Origin of the sequence: Enterobacter sp. BNK-34 (assembly GCF_048684445.1) — a bacterium.
GTDB lineage: Bacteria > Pseudomonadota > Gammaproteobacteria > Enterobacterales > Enterobacteriaceae > Enterobacter > Enterobacter pseudoroggenkampii.
Map to the genome: position 1 here is coordinate 3,764,734 of NZ_JBLQUA010000001.1, position 17,788 is coordinate 3,782,521.

Annotated in this window: 15 protein-coding genes and 1 pseudogene; 6 read left to right on the forward strand and 10 right to left on the reverse strand. The window is 56.5% G+C overall.

Annotated elements, in window-relative coordinates; translation table 11 throughout:
• Positions 1-9: 9 nt before the first annotated feature.
• The 4 genes and pseudogenes from ACMGG5_RS18435 to ACMGG5_RS18450 all read right to left on the reverse strand — a co-directional run bounded on the left by ACMGG5_RS18435 (position 10) and on the right by ACMGG5_RS18450 (position 5,059).
• Positions 10-2,273 (reverse strand): annotated as a pseudogene (locus ACMGG5_RS18435) (NtaA/DmoA family FMN-dependent monooxygenase).
• 16 nt (positions 2,274-2,289) lie between these two features.
• On the reverse strand, positions 2,290-3,411 hold the full coding sequence (locus tag ACMGG5_RS18440; RefSeq protein ID WP_148769482.1) for a M20 peptidase aminoacylase family protein: 1,122 nt from the start codon (positions 3,409-3,411) through the stop codon (positions 2,290-2,292).
• Positions 3,408-4,409 carry an LLM class flavin-dependent oxidoreductase gene (locus tag ACMGG5_RS18445; RefSeq protein WP_248164786.1) on the reverse strand — a complete coding sequence of 334 codons (1,002 nt, stop codon included), beginning with the start codon at positions 4,407-4,409 and terminating at the stop codon, positions 3,408-3,410. Before ACMGG5_RS18445 ends, ACMGG5_RS18440 begins: the two co-directional genes overlap by 4 nt.
• Before the next feature lie 110 nt (positions 4,410-4,519).
• Positions 4,520-5,059, reverse strand: coding sequence for an AAA family ATPase (locus ACMGG5_RS18450; protein WP_420278323.1), 540 nt, complete (start codon positions 5,057-5,059; stop codon positions 4,520-4,522).
• 345 nt (positions 5,060-5,404) lie between these two features.
• Here ACMGG5_RS18450 and ACMGG5_RS18455 point away from each other — a divergent pair, with 345 nt between their 5' ends.
• The gene (locus tag ACMGG5_RS18455) at positions 5,405-6,940 is read left to right on the forward strand and encodes a methyl-accepting chemotaxis protein (RefSeq protein ID WP_032647458.1); all 1,536 of its coding nucleotides are present in this window, start codon (positions 5,405-5,407) and stop codon (positions 6,938-6,940) included.
• Here ACMGG5_RS18455 and ACMGG5_RS18460 read toward each other — a convergent pair.
• Positions 6,937-7,335, reverse strand: coding sequence for a (R)-mandelonitrile lyase (locus tag ACMGG5_RS18460; protein ID WP_420278324.1), 399 nt, complete (start codon positions 7,333-7,335; stop codon positions 6,937-6,939). The genes ACMGG5_RS18455 and ACMGG5_RS18460 overlap by 4 nt on opposite strands.
• Positions 7,336-7,443: 108 nt before the next feature.
• Here ACMGG5_RS18460 and ACMGG5_RS18465 point away from each other — a divergent pair, with 108 nt between their 5' ends.
• Positions 7,444-8,358: a LysR family transcriptional regulator gene (locus ACMGG5_RS18465; protein WP_420278325.1), complete on the forward strand. Its 915-nt coding sequence runs from the start codon at positions 7,444-7,446 to the stop codon at positions 8,356-8,358.
• 304 nt (positions 8,359-8,662) lie between these two features.
• On the forward strand, positions 8,663-10,159 hold the full coding sequence (gene ansP, locus ACMGG5_RS18470) for an L-asparagine permease (protein ID WP_024909651.1): 1,497 nt from the start codon (positions 8,663-8,665) through the stop codon (positions 10,157-10,159).
• A gap of 51 nt (positions 10,160-10,210) precedes the next feature.
• Here ansP and ACMGG5_RS18475 read toward each other — a convergent pair whose 3' ends face one another.
• Positions 10,211-11,272: a YncE family protein gene (locus tag ACMGG5_RS18475; protein WP_420278326.1), complete on the reverse strand. Its 1,062-nt coding sequence runs from the start codon at positions 11,270-11,272 to the stop codon at positions 10,211-10,213.
• Positions 11,273-11,515: 243 nt separating this feature from the next.
• Here ACMGG5_RS18475 and pqqU point away from each other — a divergent pair, with 243 nt between their 5' ends.
• Positions 11,516-13,630: a TonB-dependent receptor PqqU gene (gene pqqU / locus ACMGG5_RS18480; protein WP_248271939.1), complete on the forward strand. Its 2,115-nt coding sequence runs from the start codon at positions 11,516-11,518 to the stop codon at positions 13,628-13,630.
• A gap of 118 nt (positions 13,631-13,748) precedes the next feature.
• Here the strand turns inward: pqqU and ACMGG5_RS18485 are convergent, their stop codons facing one another.
• The 3 genes from ACMGG5_RS18485 to ACMGG5_RS18495 all read right to left on the reverse strand — a co-directional run bounded on the left by ACMGG5_RS18485 (position 13,749) and on the right by ACMGG5_RS18495 (position 16,353).
• Positions 13,749-14,417: a GntR family transcriptional regulator gene (locus tag ACMGG5_RS18485; RefSeq protein ID WP_024909654.1), complete on the reverse strand. Its 669-nt coding sequence runs from the start codon at positions 14,415-14,417 to the stop codon at positions 13,749-13,751.
• A 254-nt stretch (positions 14,418-14,671) separates the two neighbouring features.
• Positions 14,672-15,712: an NADP-dependent oxidoreductase gene (locus ACMGG5_RS18490; protein ID WP_420278327.1), complete on the reverse strand. Its 1,041-nt coding sequence runs from the start codon at positions 15,710-15,712 to the stop codon at positions 14,672-14,674.
• Between the two features lie 65 nt (positions 15,713-15,777).
• On the reverse strand, positions 15,778-16,353 hold the full coding sequence (locus tag ACMGG5_RS18495) for a helix-turn-helix domain-containing protein (RefSeq protein WP_008501301.1): 576 nt from the start codon (positions 16,351-16,353) through the stop codon (positions 15,778-15,780).
• Between the two features lie 148 nt (positions 16,354-16,501).
• Between ACMGG5_RS18495 and ACMGG5_RS18500 the strand changes: the two genes are divergently transcribed.
• Together ACMGG5_RS18500 and ACMGG5_RS18505 are read left to right on the forward strand one after the other, a co-directional pair.
• Complete coding sequence (locus tag ACMGG5_RS18500; RefSeq protein WP_024907250.1) at positions 16,502-17,020, forward strand: GNAT family N-acetyltransferase; 519 nt, start codon at positions 16,502-16,504, stop codon at positions 17,018-17,020.
• Complete coding sequence (locus ACMGG5_RS18505) at positions 17,017-17,466, forward strand: DMT family transporter (RefSeq protein WP_008501299.1); 450 nt, start codon at positions 17,017-17,019, stop codon at positions 17,464-17,466. Before ACMGG5_RS18500 ends, ACMGG5_RS18505 begins: the two co-directional genes overlap by 4 nt.
• Positions 17,467-17,469: 3 nt before the next feature.
• Here the strand turns inward: ACMGG5_RS18505 and ACMGG5_RS18510 are convergent, their stop codons facing one another.
• On the reverse strand, positions 17,470-17,703 hold the full coding sequence (locus ACMGG5_RS18510; RefSeq protein ID WP_008501298.1) for a YdcY family protein: 234 nt from the start codon (positions 17,701-17,703) through the stop codon (positions 17,470-17,472).
• Between the last annotated feature and the right edge of the window lie 85 nt (positions 17,704-17,788).

The following is a 17,788-nucleotide window of genomic DNA, read 5'->3' on the forward strand; positions in this document are numbered from 1 at the left end:
CACGCCTCCTTAATCACCCAGGCCAGCCGGGTTCACTTCGGACTGAGGAATGCGCTCGACCCCTTCTCCCCAGCGGTTCAGCACTTTGTCGTAATCGCCGTTTTTGATGACGCCGTTCAGCGCGGTTTGCACCGGCTCAACCAGTCCGCTGCCTTTTTTCAGCGTCACCGCGATGTGCGCCGCCTTCGGCCAGCCGCCGTCGACGCTGCCCACCAGTTTGGTTTTCCCGTTCAGCGCCGCTTTCCAGGCGCCAATCACGTTCGGACCAAAGTAGGCATCCGCGCGTCCTGACTGCAGCGCCAGCGTTTGTGCCGCATCGTCTTTGGTGTAGATCGGGGTAAAGGGCTTCAGCCCCTTCTTCAGGTTTTCGGCATTCCATGCGAGCAGAATGGCCTCCTGGTTGGTGCCGGAGCCGACGATAATCCGCAGCCCGGCGATGTCCTCAGCCTTCTCAAGCGACTTGATCGGGCTGGTTGATTTCACGTAGAACCCGAGGGAATCTTTTCGGTAGGTGGCAAAGTCAAACTTCTCTTTACGCTCTTTGGTGACGGTGATGTTGCTGATGGCGGCATCGTATTTCCCGGAGGCCACGCCCAGCGGCCAGTCTTCCCAGGAGGTGGGCACCACGTTCAGCTCCAGCCCGAGGCTGTCGGCGACCAGACGGGCGACGTCAACCTCGCTTCCCAGCAGCGTTTTGTTGTCGTCGGAGAAGACCGTCAGCGGCGGTTGATTGAGCCCCGCAACCGCCACGGTAAATTTCCCCGGCACGGCAAAGCGATAGTCTTTCGGCAGCTGTGCCACCGCATCATTGTTTTTGGCAGTGTTAACCGGCGTTTTATTGGCCTCGATGCTCACGCCGGTGCCGTTAATATTCACATTCTCTGCCCAGACGGCAGGGGTAAAGGCCAGCGCGAGCGCCAGAATAAGCGATGTTTTCTGCATAGCGGGGTTCTCTTTTATTGTTGTGTGTACTGGTTTTTCGGTTGGTCTAAACCCAGGCTTTCGCGCAGCGTAGTGCCCGGATAGTCGGTGCGGAACAGGCCGCGGGCCTGAAGAATGGGCACCACCTGGTCAACAAAGCGCGGGAAGGTATTCGGCGTACCGCCCTGAATGATGAAGCCGTCAGCGGCATAGCCTTCAAACCAGGCCTGCAGACCGTCAGCCACCTCTTCCGGCGTACCGGAAAAGCGCGGGCGCGGTGATGCAGCTTCAAGGGCTACCTGACGCAGGGTTAAGCTGCGCTCGCGGGCGTTACGCTTAATTTCATCGGTGGTACTGCGGAAGCTGTTTTTGCCTAAATCGCCGATATCCGGGAACGGCTCGTCGAGCGGATACTGGCTGAAATCATGATGTTCGAAATAGCGCCCGAGGTAATTGAGGGCATCGTTAATCGACACCAGCGCCGCCGTGGTCTGGTACTGGTTTTCCACGTCTTCGGCATCGCTACCCACAATCACGCTGACGCCCTGAAAAATATGTAAATCTGACGCGCGGCGGCCGTTTGTTTCCAGCTGCTGCTTCACGTCGCGGTAAAAGGCTTTTGCCTCGTCGAGCGTCTCGTGATGGGTAAAAATGGCGTCGGCATGTTTCGCCGCCAGCTTTTTCCCGTCGTCCGACGCCCCGGCCTGAAAGACAATCGGACGCCCCTGCGGGGTGCGGCCAATATTCAGCGGCCCGGCGACCTGGAAGAAATCACCGTGATGATCCAGGGTGTGAAGCTTTGACGCGTCAAAGAATTGCCCGCTCTCTTTATTACGTACGAACGCATCACCCTCCCAGGAATCCCACAGCCCTTTCACCACGTCGAGATACTCATCCGCAATCCGGTAGCGCAGCGCATGCTCGGGGTGTTTTTCGCGGGAAAAGTTCTTCGCCGACCCTTCCAGCGGCGAGGTCACCACGTTCCAGCCCGCGCGTCCGTTGCTGAGGTGGTCGAGGCTGGCGAACTGGCGCGCCGTGGTGAAGGGTTCGCTGTAGGAGGTGGATAAGGTTCCCACCAGCCCCAGGCGCGAGGTGATGCTGGCGAGAGCAGATAACACCGTCAGCGGTTCAAAGCGATTTAAAAAATGCGGGATGGATTTCTCGTTTATGTAGAGACCGTCGGCAACGAATAAAAAATCGAGTTTGCCCTCCTCCGCCTTTAACGCCGTCGATTTGACGAAATCAAAATTGATACTGGCATCGGCGACGGCCTCAGGGTGACGCCAGGCGGACATATTTCCGGATGCACCATGCAAAATGGTCCCCAGCCGCAGTTGACGATGTGCAGACATATTCACCTCTTAAGAATTAAACGTGTTGCAGGGCTTTTTCCGCAAGCTGTGCAAAATAGCGGGCAGCGGGCTCAATTAAGGCTTCATCCGGATTAAATGCCGGATGATGTAAACCGTACGGGCTGTTGCTGCCGATGCTGACAAACGCCCCCGGGATCTGCTGCAGATAGACCGCAAAATCTTCCCCGCCCATATGCAGCTCGGCGTGCCGGGTTTCGTATCCGGCGTCCCGGGCGACCGAGGTGGCGAAATCGGCCCAGCGTTCGTCATTCACCAGCGCGGTGGGCCCGGCATACCAGGTGATATCAATCTGCGCGCTGAAGGCGCTGGCAAAACCGGCAGCGATTTCGCCCACGCGGGATTTCACATTCTGCTGCACTTCCGTGCGATGGGTACGCAGCGTGCCTTCCAGCTCGACGCTTTCCGGCAGCACGTTCCAGGTGTTACCGCCCGCAATGCGCGTCACGCTCAGCACCACCGAATCCAGCGTATTGACGTTGCGGCTGGCGACGCTTTGCAACGCCGTCACCAGCTGGCTCGCCAGCACAATGGCGTCGTTGCCTTCATGCGGACGCGCGGCGTGCGCGCCCTTACCGGTAATGCGGATCACAAAGCGGTCGACGTTGGCATAGAACGGACCGCCGCGGGTAGCGAACTCACCGACCGGCAGGCCGGGCTCGTTGTGCATACCGAAAATCGCGCTGACATCGCGTAAGGCACCGGCGCGCACCATGCTCTTCGCACCGCCGAAGTTCTCTTCGGCAGGCTGAAACAGGATCCGCACCCGGCCGTTAAGCGAGGCCTCTCGCTCTTTCAGCTTTAACGCGGCGCCGAGGATGACGCTGGTGTGGATATCGTGTCCGCAGGCATGCATTACGCCTGCACGCTGCGAGCTAAACGGCACGCCGCTGCGCTCTTCAATCGGCAGGGCATCAATATCCGCCCGCAGCGCAATCAGTTTGCTGCCCGAGCCGATTTCCGCCACCAGCCCGGTAGACAGGTCGTAAGGCTGCGGGGTAATCCCGGCATTCGTCAGCCACTGGCGCAGGCGCGTCGTGGTCTCCACTTCCTGGCCGGAGAGCTCAGGGTTCTGGTGCAGTTCGCGACGCCAGGCAATCAGCTGTTCGCCAAAGCTCATACGGTGACCTCCCTGTTAAGACGCGCCTCGGCGAGCAGGCGCAGCGACGCGACGCGCGTTGCTCCCTCCGCTACCGGCGTGTCGATGATAAATTCGTCAATGCCCCACTGCTGATGCAGCGCGTTGAGCTGTTCCACTACCGACTCAGCGGTACCCGCCAGCAGCGACTGCGCCCGACGTGCAATGCGCACCGGCTCGCTGCCCGCCTGGCGTGCAAAGGCGTAGGCCTGCTCTTCGCTGGCCACGGTGACGCGCTGCCCGTTTGCCAGCTCAACGCCCCACACCTCGACCTTCTGCGCCAGCGCGTCTGCCTCGGCCTGTGTCGGCGCGACAATCGCCTGTACTGCCACTATCACGTCCCGCGCGCTGTTCTCACGCCAGGTCGATACCACCTCGCGCAGCAGATCCGGGTCACCGTTCAGGTGTGCGGCAAATACAAAGTGCCAGTCGAGCCTGGCGGCCAGCAGCGCGCTTTCGGTACTCGCGCCCAGCAGGAAACCTTCAGCAGGCAGCGGCGGCAGCGGCGTGGCGCGGACGGCTTCTTCAGTAGCGTGATGCTCAGGACGGATCCAGCGGTCGAGCTGGGCCAGCTGTTCGGCAAAGCTGCCCTTTTCCTGTTGATTCAGGCCCTGTTGCAGCGCGCGGGTTGAGAGCGGTAATCCGCCGGGGGCTTTCCCGACGCCGAGATCCACGCGGCCAGGCGCCAGCGCGGCCAGCACGTTGAAGTTCTCGGCGACTTTATAGGGGCTGTAGTGCTGAAGCATTACGCCGCCGGACCCGACGCGAATGCGCGTGGTTTGCCCGAGGATCCAGGCAATCAGCAGCTCCGGGGAAGGGCTGGCAAGCTGTGGGGTGTTGTGGTGTTCAGCAATCCAGAAGCGGTGATACCCCAGATTTTCTGCCTGCTGCGCCAGCGCCAGGGTACGCGCCAGTGCATCGGCAGCCGTTTCGTTTTCAGCGATGGGGCTTTTATCCAGAATGCTGATTCGCCATGACATGTTGCGTTCTCGTTTGACTTAACATGTCGTCATTATTAAAGGCGCATTTCACCACTGAGAAACAATTAATTTACATTTAGTTTGCCGGAAAACAGATATATAAAACCATGCTAAGAATAAGACTTTAAGGAGGCAATCAGCGTTTCCACCTGCTCCCGACGGGTAATGCGGACGAAGCGAATATGGCTATATTGCGGGTTTTGCAGATCGGCTTCATAGCGCGTGCGGTTGTTACGCCAGGTTTTAATCGTCCAGATGATAATCGATTCTCTGCTGAAGAACGCGCGCCGGAAACTCTCTTTATTCCCCGTTCCCGGCCAGATCTCGTGCTTATGCCAGGCCCGCTTTATTGCTCGCGTGACGGCCTGCCAGAGGGTGCGGATAAACCCATAATCCACCCACACCACAACGTCTACATTGCGCCATTTCACAGGCCGCGTGCGGTTGTAGTTACCATCCAGCACCCAGTCTGGCGACGCCTGTAGCGCCTGCTCCAGCTTTGCCTGAAACTCGTCGTCCGGCGTGCCCTGCCAGTCAGAGCGCCAGTAGAGTCTGTCCATCTCGATACAGGGAATAGCCAGTTCGGTCGCAATCTGCTTCGCCAGCGTGCTTTTTCCACTTCCGCTGGTTCCTATGACGTTAATTTTCACCTCAGCCTCCCTGTATTTACGAAAATGAGACCAAATCATAGCGTTTTCATCCTGTTAACGAAACGCTATTTCAGCATGACAATTTTTCCCGGGAAGCGATCTCCCTCTTACAGTTTGGCTTATGTCATTTATTTACAGCGTCTCCCAAAAACGCCTCTGAAAATATTTTCATTTTTATTACATTCGATAGCGTTAACCGTTTAAAAATAATATGTAGCGAGTATTTCAGACAGCCAAAAATTCAGAGAGAATAAGCAGCAGACAGTTATAAAAATAATCTCATTAATCTTGCCGGAGTGCTTTCCGGACGTTTTTTTATTCTTGCACAACATCATGGAGTTACTCATGAGGCGTAACACTCCCGTTACACAAAACGAGTATTTGCTTAACGCTGGTTCGACGTTAATGTCGACCACCGATACAAAAAGTCATATAACCTATGCTAATTCCGCTTTTATTGAAGCCAGCGGATATAAAGAAGAACATTTACTGGGTGAGCCGCATAACCTCATCCGCCATCCCGACATGCCTGCCGAAGCGTTTGGCGACATGTGGTTTACCCTGCAGCAGGGCGAGACCTGGACAGGGCTGGTGAAGAACCGTCGTCATAATGGCGATCACTACTGGGTGCGGGCCAACGTGACGCCGGTCTGGCAGGGTGGATCCCTGACGGGCTATATTTCGGTGCGAAATATCCCCGCACGGGAAGAGATCGCAGCCAGTGAAAAACTGTATGCAAAAGTGCGTAATAACGAATTAAAACATTATCGTTTTTATAAAGGACTGTTAGTTCGACGCGGTTTGTTTTCCTTTATGTCGCTTTTTAAATGTCTCAGCACCTGTAAGCGAATCCATCTTGGTATTGCAACGACAGCGTTACTCTCCTGCCTGGCGGTGTATTTCTTCCCTGATAAACTTGTGCAGTCGGGGAGTCTGGCGCTGCTCTTTTCTGCCCTTGCCTGTTATCTTCACGCGCAGATCGCACGGCCGGTAAAATCTATTGTTCAACAGATGCAGCGCGTGGTTTCAGGACGTAAAACGGACTATTACCATTTTGACAGGATCGATGACATCGGGCTGATGATGCGCCTGGTGAATCAATCAGGTTTGAACCTGAATTCGCTGGTTGACGATGTCGGGGCGCAAATCAGCGGGATTGGCACCATCAGCCAGCAGGTCGCGAAAGAAGGTGCGGCGCTGCAAACGCGCTCTGAAGAAACCGCAGACTTTCTGCAGCAAACCGCATCTGCGGTGGAAGAGATCGCCAGCGCAGTGAAGCAGACGGCAGAAACCGCGAATGAAGCGATCCAGATGGCGGATCGCACCAGCGACAGCGCCCACTGCGGTGAAGCGATGATGAAAGAGACCATCGGTATGATGCAGTCCGTGTCGCAGGATAACGGCCAGATCGTCGATATTATCAGCGTTATCGATCGCATTGCCTTCCAGACCAATATTCTTGCGCTGAATGCCGCCGTGGAAGCGGCGCGCGCGGGTGAAGCCGGGCGCGGCTTTGCCGTGGTGGCGGCTGAGGTGCGCAATCTTGCGCAGCACTCCGCGACGGCGGCGAAAGAGATCAAAGCGCTGATCGAGAAAAACGTTGCCAGCGTCAACGCTGGCGTGGAGAAGGTGGTACAAACCGAATCACAGCTGACGGTCATGATCGACCATGTTCTGCAGGTTTCCACCTTGATTAAGGAGATCGGCCACGCCACCCAGGAACAAACCCAGGCGCTGACGCTGATCAACGCCTCCCTCTCCCGTATCGGCGCAATGACCCAGAGCAATACGGGGATGGTGGATAACGTCACTCACGCTGCGAATCACCTGACGCAGCGGACGACGCGCCTGCAGCAGGCAATTTCCGTTTTTGGCGGTTAGCCGTTCGGGTACTGCTCGTCAGTCACTTTTTCCAGCCATGTTACCGGGCTGCCGTTTACCGCTTCGGCGATGGCAAGATGCGTCATCGCCGTTTGCGCATTTGCGCCGTGCCAGTGCTTCACGCCGGGTGGGATCCAGGCGATATCGCCCTGATTCAGGATTTCCGCCTCTTTGCCCCACTCCTGTAACCAGCCGCGCCCCTGCGTCACAATCAGCGTTTGTCCCAGGGGATGCGTATGCCAGGCCGTGCTCGCGCCCGGCTCAAAGGTTACGGTTGCCCCGCCGACGCTGGCAGGTTCGGTCGCCTGAAAGGGGGCGTCAATGCGAACAGTGCCGGTAAACCAGGCTTCCGGTCCTCGTACTGACGGTAATGAACCACTGCGGATAATTTTCATCTTTTGCTCCTCGTTGACTGTTGCGTTAACAGTAGCGCAAAGCACTCGGGAGCATTAGGGTGCATAATCAGATAGGACACATGACTGAAACTCATAAATAGAACCACGATGCTAAAAGATAATTTCAACGATCTGCTCTCCTTTATGGTGGTGGCCCGCGAGCGTAGCTTTACGCGCGCAGCGGCGCAGCTGGGCGTCTCGCAATCGGCACTGAGCCATGCGATGCGCAAGCTTGAGGCGCGATTAGACGTTCGCCTGTTAACCCGCACAACCCGCAGCGTGGTTCCGACACCCGCGGGTGAGCAGCTTTTTTCGCGCCTCAGCCCGCATCTGCTGGAGATCGAACAGGAACTCACGGCACTTCGCAGCACCCGCGACAAACCCGCAGGCGCTATCCGCATCGTCGCCGGCGAGCACGCGATGGACGCCGTGCTCTGGCCGGTACTGAAGCCTTTTATGCTGCAGTATCCTGACATTAACGTTGAAGTGACGATCGACAATGGCCTGACAGATATCGTAGATGGCTGCTTCGACGCGGGGGTTCGCCTGGGTGAACAGGTGGCAAAAGACATGATTGCGGTGCGGATTGCGCCGGACATGCGCATGGCGGTCGTCGGCTCCCCGGATTACCTGGCTCGTTTTGGCGTGCCGCTCGTGCCGGAGCAGCTGGGTGAACACCGCTGTATCAATCTCCGCCTGCCCACCCGAGGGGGATTGTATAACTGGGAATTTGAGCGCGACGGGCGCGAGCTTCGCGTGCGGGTTGACGGACAGCTTACGCTGAATAACCTGTCGCAGCGCATCGACGCCGCGGAGAATGGTCTCGGATTAGCCTACGTGCCCGAGTCCTCGGTTCTGGACGCTCTGAATCAGGGACGGCTGGTCAGGGTCCTTGAATCGTGGTGCCCCACGTTTGAAGGATACCACCTCTATTATCCGAGCCGTCGGCAGCATACAACCGCGTTCAGGTTACTTCTCGATGCCCTGCAGCAGCAAAAATTTATACCATCTGGTAATAATTAAGAGAATCTGATGATTAAATAATCAACCCGCCAACTGTTTTGTCTAAAAACTCATCACGATTCAGCGTGTTGTGATCCCCGTCTGCTCTGACCACACGATTTCCTTCGACGTGCATCACTTTCGGCACGGTTATATTTTGCGTCGCTTATGAATTGCAGGTAGGATGCCTCGCCATGTTTCGCCTTATCCATACGCAGAATGACTGGGAAGGCGACATGTGTTTGCGCAGAAGCAATCGTTTGTATTGCTTTCTGCCAGGCAGGACTATCACGATAATGGTTCAGACAGGCAAACAGGTAACTCAATGAAAACAAGCAATAAAAGCGCAGCCGATCATCATGCTGCTAAACGTCGCTGGTTGAACTCTCACGAAGAGGGCTACCACAAAGCGATGGGCAACCGTCAGGTTCAAATGATCGCCATCGGCGGCGCTATCGGAACGGGTCTGTTTTTAGGTGCTGGTGCACGCCTGCAGATGGCTGGCCCGGCTCTCGCCCTGGTCTATCTGGTGTGCGGGATCTTCTCTTTCTTCATTCTTCGTGCACTGGGCGAACTGGTACTGCATCGCCCTTCCAGCGGAAGCTTCGTCTCTTACGCCCGTGAATTCCTCGGTGAAAAAGCGGCCTACGTTGCGGGCTGGATGTACTTCGTCAACTGGGCGATGACAGGTATTGTCGATATCACCGCCGTTGCGCTGTATATGCACTACTGGGGCGCGTTTGGTGATGTGCCGCAGTGGGTCTTTGCGCTTGGCGCGCTGGCGATTGTCGGCACCATGAACATGATCGGCGTGAAGTGGTTCGCGGAGATGGAGTTCTGGTTTGCGCTGGTAAAAGTGCTGGCCATCGTGGTGTTCCTGGTCGTGGGTACCGTCTTCCTCGGCAGCGGTAAGCCGCTGGATGGCAATGCCACCGGCTTCCACCTGATAACCGATAACGGCGGATTCTTCCCGCACGGTCTGCTGCCTGCGCTGGTACTGGTTCAGGGCGTCGTGTTCGCCTTCGCCTCTATCGAACTGGTGGGCACCGCGGCAGGTGAATGTAAAGATCCGCAGACGATGGTGCCAAAAGCCATCAACAGCGTGATCTGGCGTATCGGTCTGTTCTACGTCGGTTCCGTGGTGCTGCTGGTTCTGCTGCTGCCATGGACTGCCTATCAGGCGGGCCAGAGTCCGTTCGTGACCTTCTTCTCTAAGCTGGGCGTGCCTTACGTGGGCAGCATCATGAACATCGTGGTCCTGACGGCGGCGCTCTCCAGCCTGAACTCCGGCCTTTACTCTACCGGTCGTATCCTGCGCTCCATGTCGATGGGCGGTTCCGCGCCGAAGTTCATGTCGAAGATGAGCAAGCAGCAGGTTCCCTATGCAGGGATTCTGGCCACGCTGGTGGTTTACGTCTTTGGCGTGTTCCTGAACTATCTGGTGCCGTCCCGCGTATTTGAGATCGTTCTGAACGTGGCTGCACTGGGGATTATCGCTTCCTGGGGCTTTATCGTGGTCTGCCAGATGCGTCTGCGCAAGGCGATTAAAGAAGGCAAAGCGGCTGATGTGAGCTTCAAGATGCCGGGCGCACCGGTGACCTCCTGGCTCACCCTGCTCTTCCTGTTCAGCGTGCTGGTGCTGATGGCGTTCGACTATCCGAACGGTACCTACACCATCGCGACGATTCCGCTGCTGGCGGTACTGCTGATTGCCGGCTGGTTCGGCGTGCGTAAGCGCGTTCACGAGATCCACAGCACCGCGCCGGTTCATCACGACGATGAAAAACACGACGCACCGCTGGTGGAAGAAACCTCGCGTTAAGCATCCAGAAAGCATTAAAAAGGGAAGGCAAATGCCTTCCCTTTTTTTATCTTAAAGCGCGATACGAATGACATCGTCAGGCTGAGTGGCTTCCTGCTGGCGAGTCGACTTCTGTTTCACCGTCACATACAGCGTTTTACCATCGGCAGAAAGCGCCAGGCTGTTCGGGTAGACCGGCGTGTCGAACGTTTTAGTCACCTTATACGTTTTCGCATCAATCACGCTCACCTTGCCGGCTTCACGGTGGGTCACGTAGGCTTCGTTGCGGGCCGGGTTAAACAGGACCGCCAGGGATTCCGGCGCGGCGATTTTCTCGAGCACGCTGCCGTCTTTCAGGCTCACCACCAGCACTTCCGGCTGTTTTGAATCAGTCAGGAACGCACGCTGACCGGCAGCGTCGAGGCTCAGGTTCAGATAGAAGTGCTCTTTCCCGTCGTCCTGCACTTTTTTACGGCCGATAATTTTGTTGCTGGCCGTATCAATCGTCACCAGTTCACCGTCCGCATTCGTGGTATAGAGACGTTTCGCCTGCGCATCCAGCGCCAGACCGGTACTGTAGGTGCCAGTATTGGCAATGGTCTCTTTCAGCTTCAGCGTTGCGCCATCCACGACCCAAATCACGCTCTCTTTGCCGACACCGGTGATGTAAATCGTGTTGCTCGCGTCATCCGCCACCAGCTGGCGCGGCTGCAGCGGTTTGACGGTTTCGCTGCGTTGACGCCCGTCCAGCACCAGACGTCCTTTTACGTCGCCCGTTTTTGCATCAATCGCGGTTACCGCGCCGTTGATGGTGTTGCCAAACCACAGGGTTTGCGTCGCGCTGTCGAGAGTGGCACCAAAGGGTTTCAGATCGCTATGGATCGCCTGCGTCACGTCCAGCGTGACCGGATCAAGACGGTAAACAACCCCGCCCTTATCGGTTTTGCGGCTTTGCGAGGTCGCCACCCACAGCGCATTCTCCTGCTGGCTCACGGCCATTTCATACGCCCCTTTGCCCACCGCTTTACGCAGCACCTCTTCGGCGGCATGTGCCTGGAACGTCCCGGCAAGCAGTAAAGTGGCAGACAGCAGTGACAGGCTCAGACGCGGCGAGCACAGATGACGTAAAGACATAACAATTCCTTTTCTGAAAAAGAGGGGTTTGGGCTGACATCACTTCCGGCAGGCAACGTCATGGCATCGCCTTTTGATAATGAGAATAGTAATCATTAATCAACTGAATGTGGAGTTTTTCTTTCCCATACCACCTTTCATTAACGCAATGTGCGGTTATAGTTTTCAAAACATTTACAAAACCTTTAACATGTATGGACATGTTCCATTTGGTTCGTTTATACACCACAACCGGTTTTATTCATGAAAATCATTTCTGCCCGTAAGGCCTCTCTCCCGCTGCTGCTGGTTCCCGTTACTTTCGCGCCGCTCACCGCTATGAGCGCGGAGGAACAGACCATGATCGTCAGCGCCACGCCGCAAACCGTATCGGAGCTGGATACCCCGGCCGCGGTCAGCGTCGTCAATGGCGATGACATGCGCCACGCCGCGCCTCGCATCAACCTGTCTGAATCCCTCGGCAGCGTCCCGGGACTGCAAATTCAGAACCGCCAGAACTATGCTCAGGATCTCCAGCTTTCGATGCGTGGGTTTGGCGCCCGCTCAACGTTTGGCGTGCGCGGTATCCGTATGTACGTCGACGGTATCCCTGCCACCATGCCGGACGGACAGGGCCAGACCTCCAACATCGATCTCTCCAGCGTGGAGAGCGTTGAAGTGCTGCGCGGCCCCTTCTCTGCCCTGTATGGCAACGCCTCTGGCGGCGTGATTAACATCAACACCCAGACCGGGCAGCAGCCGCCAACCATTGAAGCCAGCAGCTATTACGGCAGTTACGGTACCTGGCGCTACGGCATGAAGGCCACCGGTGCGATGGGCGACGGCACCCACGCAGGCGATGTGGACTACACCGTTTCCACCACCCGTTTCACCACCCAGGGCTATCGCGACCACAGCGGCGCGCGGAAGAATCTGGCCAACGCCAGGCTGGGCGTGCGTATTGATGACGTCAGCAAGCTGACGCTAATCTTCAACAGCGTAGACATGAAGGCCAACGATCCGGGCGGTCTGAGCTATCAGGAGTGGCAGAATAATCCGCGTCAGTCTCCGCGTGGCGATCAGTACAACACCCGTAAGACCATCAAACAGACCCAGGCCGGCCTGCGCTACGATCGCCAGCTCAGCGCTCAGGACGACCTCAGCGTAATGATGTACGCCGGCGAGCGTGAAATGACGCAGTACCAGTCGATTCCGTATCAGCCGCAGCTAAAAGCCACTCACTCCGGCGGGGTGATTGATATGCAGCGCCACTATCAGGGCGTGGATACCCGCTGGACGCACCGCGGCGAGCTGCTGGTTCCGGTGACCTTTACCACCGGTCTGAACTACGAAAACCTGAGTGAAGATCGTCGCGGCTACGAGAACTTTGTGATGAGCAACGGCGTGCCGGACTACGGCGTCAAAGGCGATAAACGTCGTGACGAACGTAACCTGATGTGGAACGTCGATCCTTATTTGCAGAGCAGCTGGCAGCTGACGCAGAAACTCTCTGTCGATGCGGGTGTCCGCTACAGTTCGGTCTGGTTTGATTCCAACGACCATTACGTTACGCCGGGCAACGGCGACGACAGCGGTGACGCGAGCTATCACAAGTGGCTCCCGGCGGGTGCCGTGAAGTATGCGGTGACTGACGGGTGGAACCTCTACGCTGCCGCAGGGCGTGGATTTGAAACGCCAACCATCAACGAACTCTCCTATCGTGCGGATAATCAGGGCGGTCTGAATATTGGCCTGAAGCCATCCACGAACAACACCTATGAAGTGGGCAGCAAAACCCGCATCGGCAACGGCCTGCTGACGGCGGCGTTGTTCCGCACCGATACGGATGATGAGATCGTGGTGGACTCCAGTTCCGGCGGCCGCACAACCTATAAAAACGCCGGGAAAACCCGTCGTCAGGGTGTGGAAGTTTCCCTGGATCAGCAGTTCGCTGAGAACTGGAAGCTGAAGATGGCGTGGACGTACCTGGATGCCACCTACCGGACTAACGTCTGCAGCGACGCAGACTGTAACGGTAACCGTATGCCGGGGATTGCGCGCAACATGGGCTTCGCCTCGTTTGGCTGGCAGCCGGAGGAAGGCTGGTACGCCGGCACGGACGTGCGTTACATGAGCGACATCATGGCCGACGACGAAAACACCGCGAAAGCGCCGTCGTACACGGTAGTCGGGTTGAATACCGGGTATAAGTTTAACTACGGCAACTGGGGAATGGATGTCTTTGGCCGCGTCGATAACCTGTTCGATAAAGAGTACGCGGGCTCGGTTATTGTCAACGAGTCCAACGGCCGTTATTACGAACCTGCACCAGGCCGTAACTATGGCGTCGGGCTGTCGGTCTCTTATCGCTTCGAGTAAGAAAAAGAAAAGTTTATTTTATTAATGAAATAACCCTCCTGATGGCAATAAGCCATCAGGAGTTATTCACCAAATAAATAATTAGCCGCAGTATATAGTCGCTCTGTTAAATAATCTCTCAGTTAAAATATTGTCGCTGTAAAAGAAAATCCGCTTCATCAATCAACTTATCAATTGCCTTCTGGCTGGCATCCACATCTCTCCGCTCAAGGGCTGAAAGAAGCTCATCATAGTGATACGTTGACGTTTTGATGTCGTTAAGTTCCTGATGCAGGTAGTTCATACAGGGTCCGATGCGCACCCATAACTGTTCAATTAAGGCATTAAGCGTAGGCATTTCCGCATATTGATAAAGCGTAAACCGGAAGATGCGATTTGCATGCAATGCCTGCTGAACGTTTCCATTGCGCATAGCCTCATGGAAGGCCTCTGACATTTTGCGCAACGCCTCCAGCTTGCCGTCTGACATATTCTGGCATGCAGCAGCAACCGCCATCGGCTCAAGCTGTTTTCTGATGGCGTTAATCTCGTTATAACGCTCCAGCGTCACCTCAGGGACCAGAAATGCCTGCGCTGGCGTGGCGTGAAGCGCGCCTGAGGAGACCAGACGTAGCAGCGCTTCGCGGACCGGCGTAATACTGGTGCCTAATTTATCAGCAATCTCTTTCGTAATCAGTCGTGCTCCTGGTTTGAGGGAGCCTGTAATTAACGCCCCTTTCAAACTGTGTTCAACCTGCATGGTAAGGCTAACCCTTTGGGCTTTTTCTAAGTGATCCAAATCAAGCATGTGGAATTCCTGTAGCTAAAACTTAATGCTATTTTTAAACGCCAGTTTTAATAAAACGGCGCCGGTACGATATATCCTGTATCGTCATGCCTGGTGGTGGGAAGTACGTAAAACAGCCAAAAAAGCAAACATCATTTTTTTATCGTTTTCGGCCTCATCCGGGATGATGGCGCGAAAAACCCTGTCCAGTAATTAAAGACAATATATCGTATCTTCACAAATAAATATGGCGGGAAACCCCGCCATTGTGCGCTTTATTTATTGTCACTCGCGACGCGAATCACGACTTTGCCGAAGTTTCGTCCTTCCAGCAGGCCAATCAGCGCCTCGGGGGCGTTTTCCAGCCCGTCCGTCACCTGTTCGCGATAGTGGATTTTCCCCTCTTGCACCCAGCGTCCCATCTCTTCCTGGAACTCATGAATGCGGTGTCCATAATCCTGGCCGATAATAAAGCCCTGCATACGAATGCGTTTCTTGAGAAGGGTCGCCATCAGGAGCGGCAGGCGGTCCGGCCCGTCAGGCAGGCCCGTCGCGTTATAGCCGCTCACCAGGCCACACACCGGCACGCGCGCGGAGGTGTTCAGCAGGGGCAGCACGGCATCAAACACTTTCCCGCCGACGTTTTCATAATAGACATCAATACCGTTCGGACAGGCGTGTTTCAGCTGGTCGGCAAAATCCGCCGCATGGTGATCCAGACACAGGTCAAAGCCGAGAACCTCAACGGCATGGCGGCATTTCTCTGGGCCACCAGCCACGCCGACCACCCGGCAACCTTTGATTTTGCCGATCTGCCCTACTGTCGCGCCAACCGGGCCGGTCGCCGCAGCCACCACCAGCGTTTCACCCGCTTTCGGTTGCCCGATATCCAGCAGCCCCATATAGGCGGTAAAGCCCGGCATGCCCAGTACGCCCAGCGACCAGGAAGGATGAGACGGATTTTCGCCCAGCTTCACCAGGCCACTGCCGTCCGAAAGTTCATACTCCTGCCAGCCGCTGTAGCCCAGCACCCATTCACCGGCTTTGAAGTCGGGATGGTTTGACTGCTCAACGCGGCTGACCGTTCCCCCCACCATCACCGCACCGATCTCAACCGGCGGTGAATAGGATGGCGCATCGCTCATGCGACCCCGCATATAAGGGTCCAGCGACAGCCAGACGGTACGCAGCAAAAGCTGCCCCGCACCCGGTTCCGGAACAGGCTGCGTTTCCAGACGAAAATTGTCCGCGACCGGCGCACCCTGTGGACGAGAGGCCAGTACCCAGCGGCGATTTTGCGAAACAGGTTGGTTCATCAGGATCTCCTTCTGGTACAAATGTCATTACAGCCTGGCTCACGATCGGCGTTATCGCATTAGCATTACGAGCCAGACTGGTTGAGGCGTACAACCAGATAGATGCAGGTTTCATTCGTCTCGTTGATGAACCGGCAGTCATTCGGTGGCCCCAGCTCGAGACAGTCTCCGGCGTGCATCTCGTGGCGCGTATCGCCCTCCTGAAACACCAGCTCACCGGACTGGAGCCAGATAAGCTGACGCGCCAGCGCGTAAGAAGAGGCAGGCATAGGAACATCGCTGCCCGCAGGCAGTTCAACCTGAACCAGGTCGATGGGCAGATCGGTACGGGGAGAAACATGGCGGCGGAGGTAGTGCGTCTGCGGATCGCGCCAGACGGGCTGGTTTGCCAGGCGCAGCAGCTTGCCCTCCTGCATTTCGGCCCGGGCAATCAGCGTTGACATGCTGATGCCAAACGCGCCAGACAGGCGGGCAAGCAAGGTGGCCGTCGGGCTACTGTCCCCGCGCTCTATCTTGTGGATCATCGCGCGTGAGACCCCTGCCCGGTCAGCAAGCTCGCTCAGGGACCACCCGCGAGACTCGCGTTCAAGGCGAATTCTTGCGCTAATCCGTTGATTCATCGTGTCTGTTATGGTGTTCATGACGTCATACTATAGTGTATGAACGGCAATTCAATGGGCTTTTGATAACAAAAAAATATGGCTTATGCCGTAGCGATCGGGGGATACAGTTGTGTAATATCGTAGCGATAACGTAATACTATAGTGAACAACACACAGAGGCTTCATCATGATCGTTCGTCATGCCTGCAAAGAAGACTGCGCTGCGATAGGCGAGATTTACAACCACGCGGTGCTGCATACTGCCGCGATCTGGAACGATAAAACCGTCGATACCGATAACCGAATCGCGTGGTTTGAGGCGCGCACGCTGGCGGGTTATCCGGTTCTGGTGAGCGAAGAAGACGGTGTCATCACCGGTTACGCCTCTTTCGGCGACTGGCGCGCCTTCGACGGTTTTCGTCATACGGTTGAGCATTCGGTCTACGTCCACCCGGCCCATCAGGGCAAAGGGATTGGCCGCACGCTGATGAAGGCGCTGATTAACGAGGCCCGCGCCATCGGTAAACACGTGATGGTGGCCGGCATTGAAGCGCAAAACCTTGCCTCGATTCATCTCCATGAGACGCTCGGCTTTGTGACGACCGGACAAATGCCGCAGGTGGGAACCAAGTTTGGCCGCTGGCTGGACTTAACCTTTATGCAGCTGCAGCTGGACGAGCGCAGCGATCCGGACGCTATCCCATGAATCAGTCACTGACGCTGGCGTTTCTGGTGGCGGCGGGCATCGGTCTGGTGGTGCAAAACACCCTGATGGTGCGTATCACCCAGTCCTCCTCCACCATTCTCATCGCGATGCTGCTGAATTCGCTGGTCGGCATTGTGCTGTTTGTCAGTATTCTGCTGCTGAAACAGGGCGTGGCCGGATTCAGCGAGCTGGCCGCAACGGTGCGCTGGTGGACGCTTATCCCGGGGCTGCTGGGGTCGTTTTTCGTGTTTGCCAGCATCAGCGGTTATCAGAACGTTGGCGCGGCGACGACCATCGCCGTGCTGGTCGCAAGCCAGCTGATTGGCGGGCTGGTGCTGGACGTGCTGAGGAGCCATGGTATTCCGCTTCGCGCCCTGATTGGCCCGGTGTGCGGCGCGGTGATGCTGGTGGTCGGGGCCTGGCTGGTGGCGCGACGCCAGTTTTGATCGTTACAGTATGGTGCCGCCTTTCGTCAGCTGTTCCTCACGCGCGTCCATCTCTTCTTTATGCTGCTTACCGTGATGCGAAATCGCGGTGCGCAGACGCTGCTGCTGGGTGTAGCGATCTTCACGGCTCAGCTCTGCATCATCGCTTAATTCAATCAGCAGTTCGTTCATGTGGGTAATGACGCTCTCTTCGATGGCGGCATCGACGCGGGCGATAACTTCGTTTAAATGTGACATTGTCACTCCTTGTTATGTGCCGGGTGGCGGCTACGCCTTACCCGGCCTACAGGGGGAACCGTAGGCCCGGTAAGCGCAGCGCCAC

Excerpts from the sequence above, each read along its gene's own strand:
- ACMGG5_RS18475 (WP_420278326.1), bottom strand. The coding sequence starts at position 11,272 with ATGTCTTTACGTCATCTGTGCTCGCCGCGTCTGAGCCTGTCACTGCTG.
- ansP (WP_024909651.1), top strand. The coding sequence starts at position 8,663 with ATGAAAACAAGCAATAAAAGCGCAGCCGATCATCATGCTGCTAAACGT.
- ACMGG5_RS18465 (WP_420278325.1), top strand. The coding sequence starts at position 7,444 with ATGCTAAAAGATAATTTCAACGATCTGCTCTCCTTTATGGTGGTGGCC.
- ACMGG5_RS18460 (WP_420278324.1), bottom strand. The coding sequence starts at position 7,335 with ATGAAAATTATCCGCAGTGGTTCATTACCGTCAGTACGAGGACCGGAA.
- ACMGG5_RS18505 (WP_008501299.1), top strand. The coding sequence starts at position 17,017 with ATGAATCAGTCACTGACGCTGGCGTTTCTGGTGGCGGCGGGCATCGGT.
- ACMGG5_RS18445 (WP_248164786.1), bottom strand. The coding sequence starts at position 4,409 with ATGTCATGGCGAATCAGCATTCTGGATAAAAGCCCCATCGCTGAAAAC.
- ACMGG5_RS18490 (WP_420278327.1), bottom strand. The coding sequence starts at position 15,712 with ATGAACCAACCTGTTTCGCAAAATCGCCGCTGGGTACTGGCCTCTCGT.
- pqqU (WP_248271939.1), top strand. The coding sequence starts at position 11,516 with ATGAAAATCATTTCTGCCCGTAAGGCCTCTCTCCCGCTGCTGCTGGTT.
- ACMGG5_RS18500 (WP_024907250.1), top strand. The coding sequence starts at position 16,502 with ATGATCGTTCGTCATGCCTGCAAAGAAGACTGCGCTGCGATAGGCGAG.
- ACMGG5_RS18495 (WP_008501301.1), bottom strand. The coding sequence starts at position 16,353 with ATGAACACCATAACAGACACGATGAATCAACGGATTAGCGCAAGAATT.
- ACMGG5_RS18440 (WP_148769482.1), bottom strand. The coding sequence starts at position 3,411 with ATGAGCTTTGGCGAACAGCTGATTGCCTGGCGTCGCGAACTGCACCAG.
- ACMGG5_RS18510 (WP_008501298.1), bottom strand. The coding sequence starts at position 17,703 with ATGTCACATTTAAACGAAGTTATCGCCCGCGTCGATGCCGCCATCGAA.
- ACMGG5_RS18455 (WP_032647458.1), top strand. The coding sequence starts at position 5,405 with ATGAGGCGTAACACTCCCGTTACACAAAACGAGTATTTGCTTAACGCT.
- ACMGG5_RS18485 (WP_024909654.1), bottom strand. The coding sequence starts at position 14,417 with ATGCTTGATTTGGATCACTTAGAAAAAGCCCAAAGGGTTAGCCTTACC.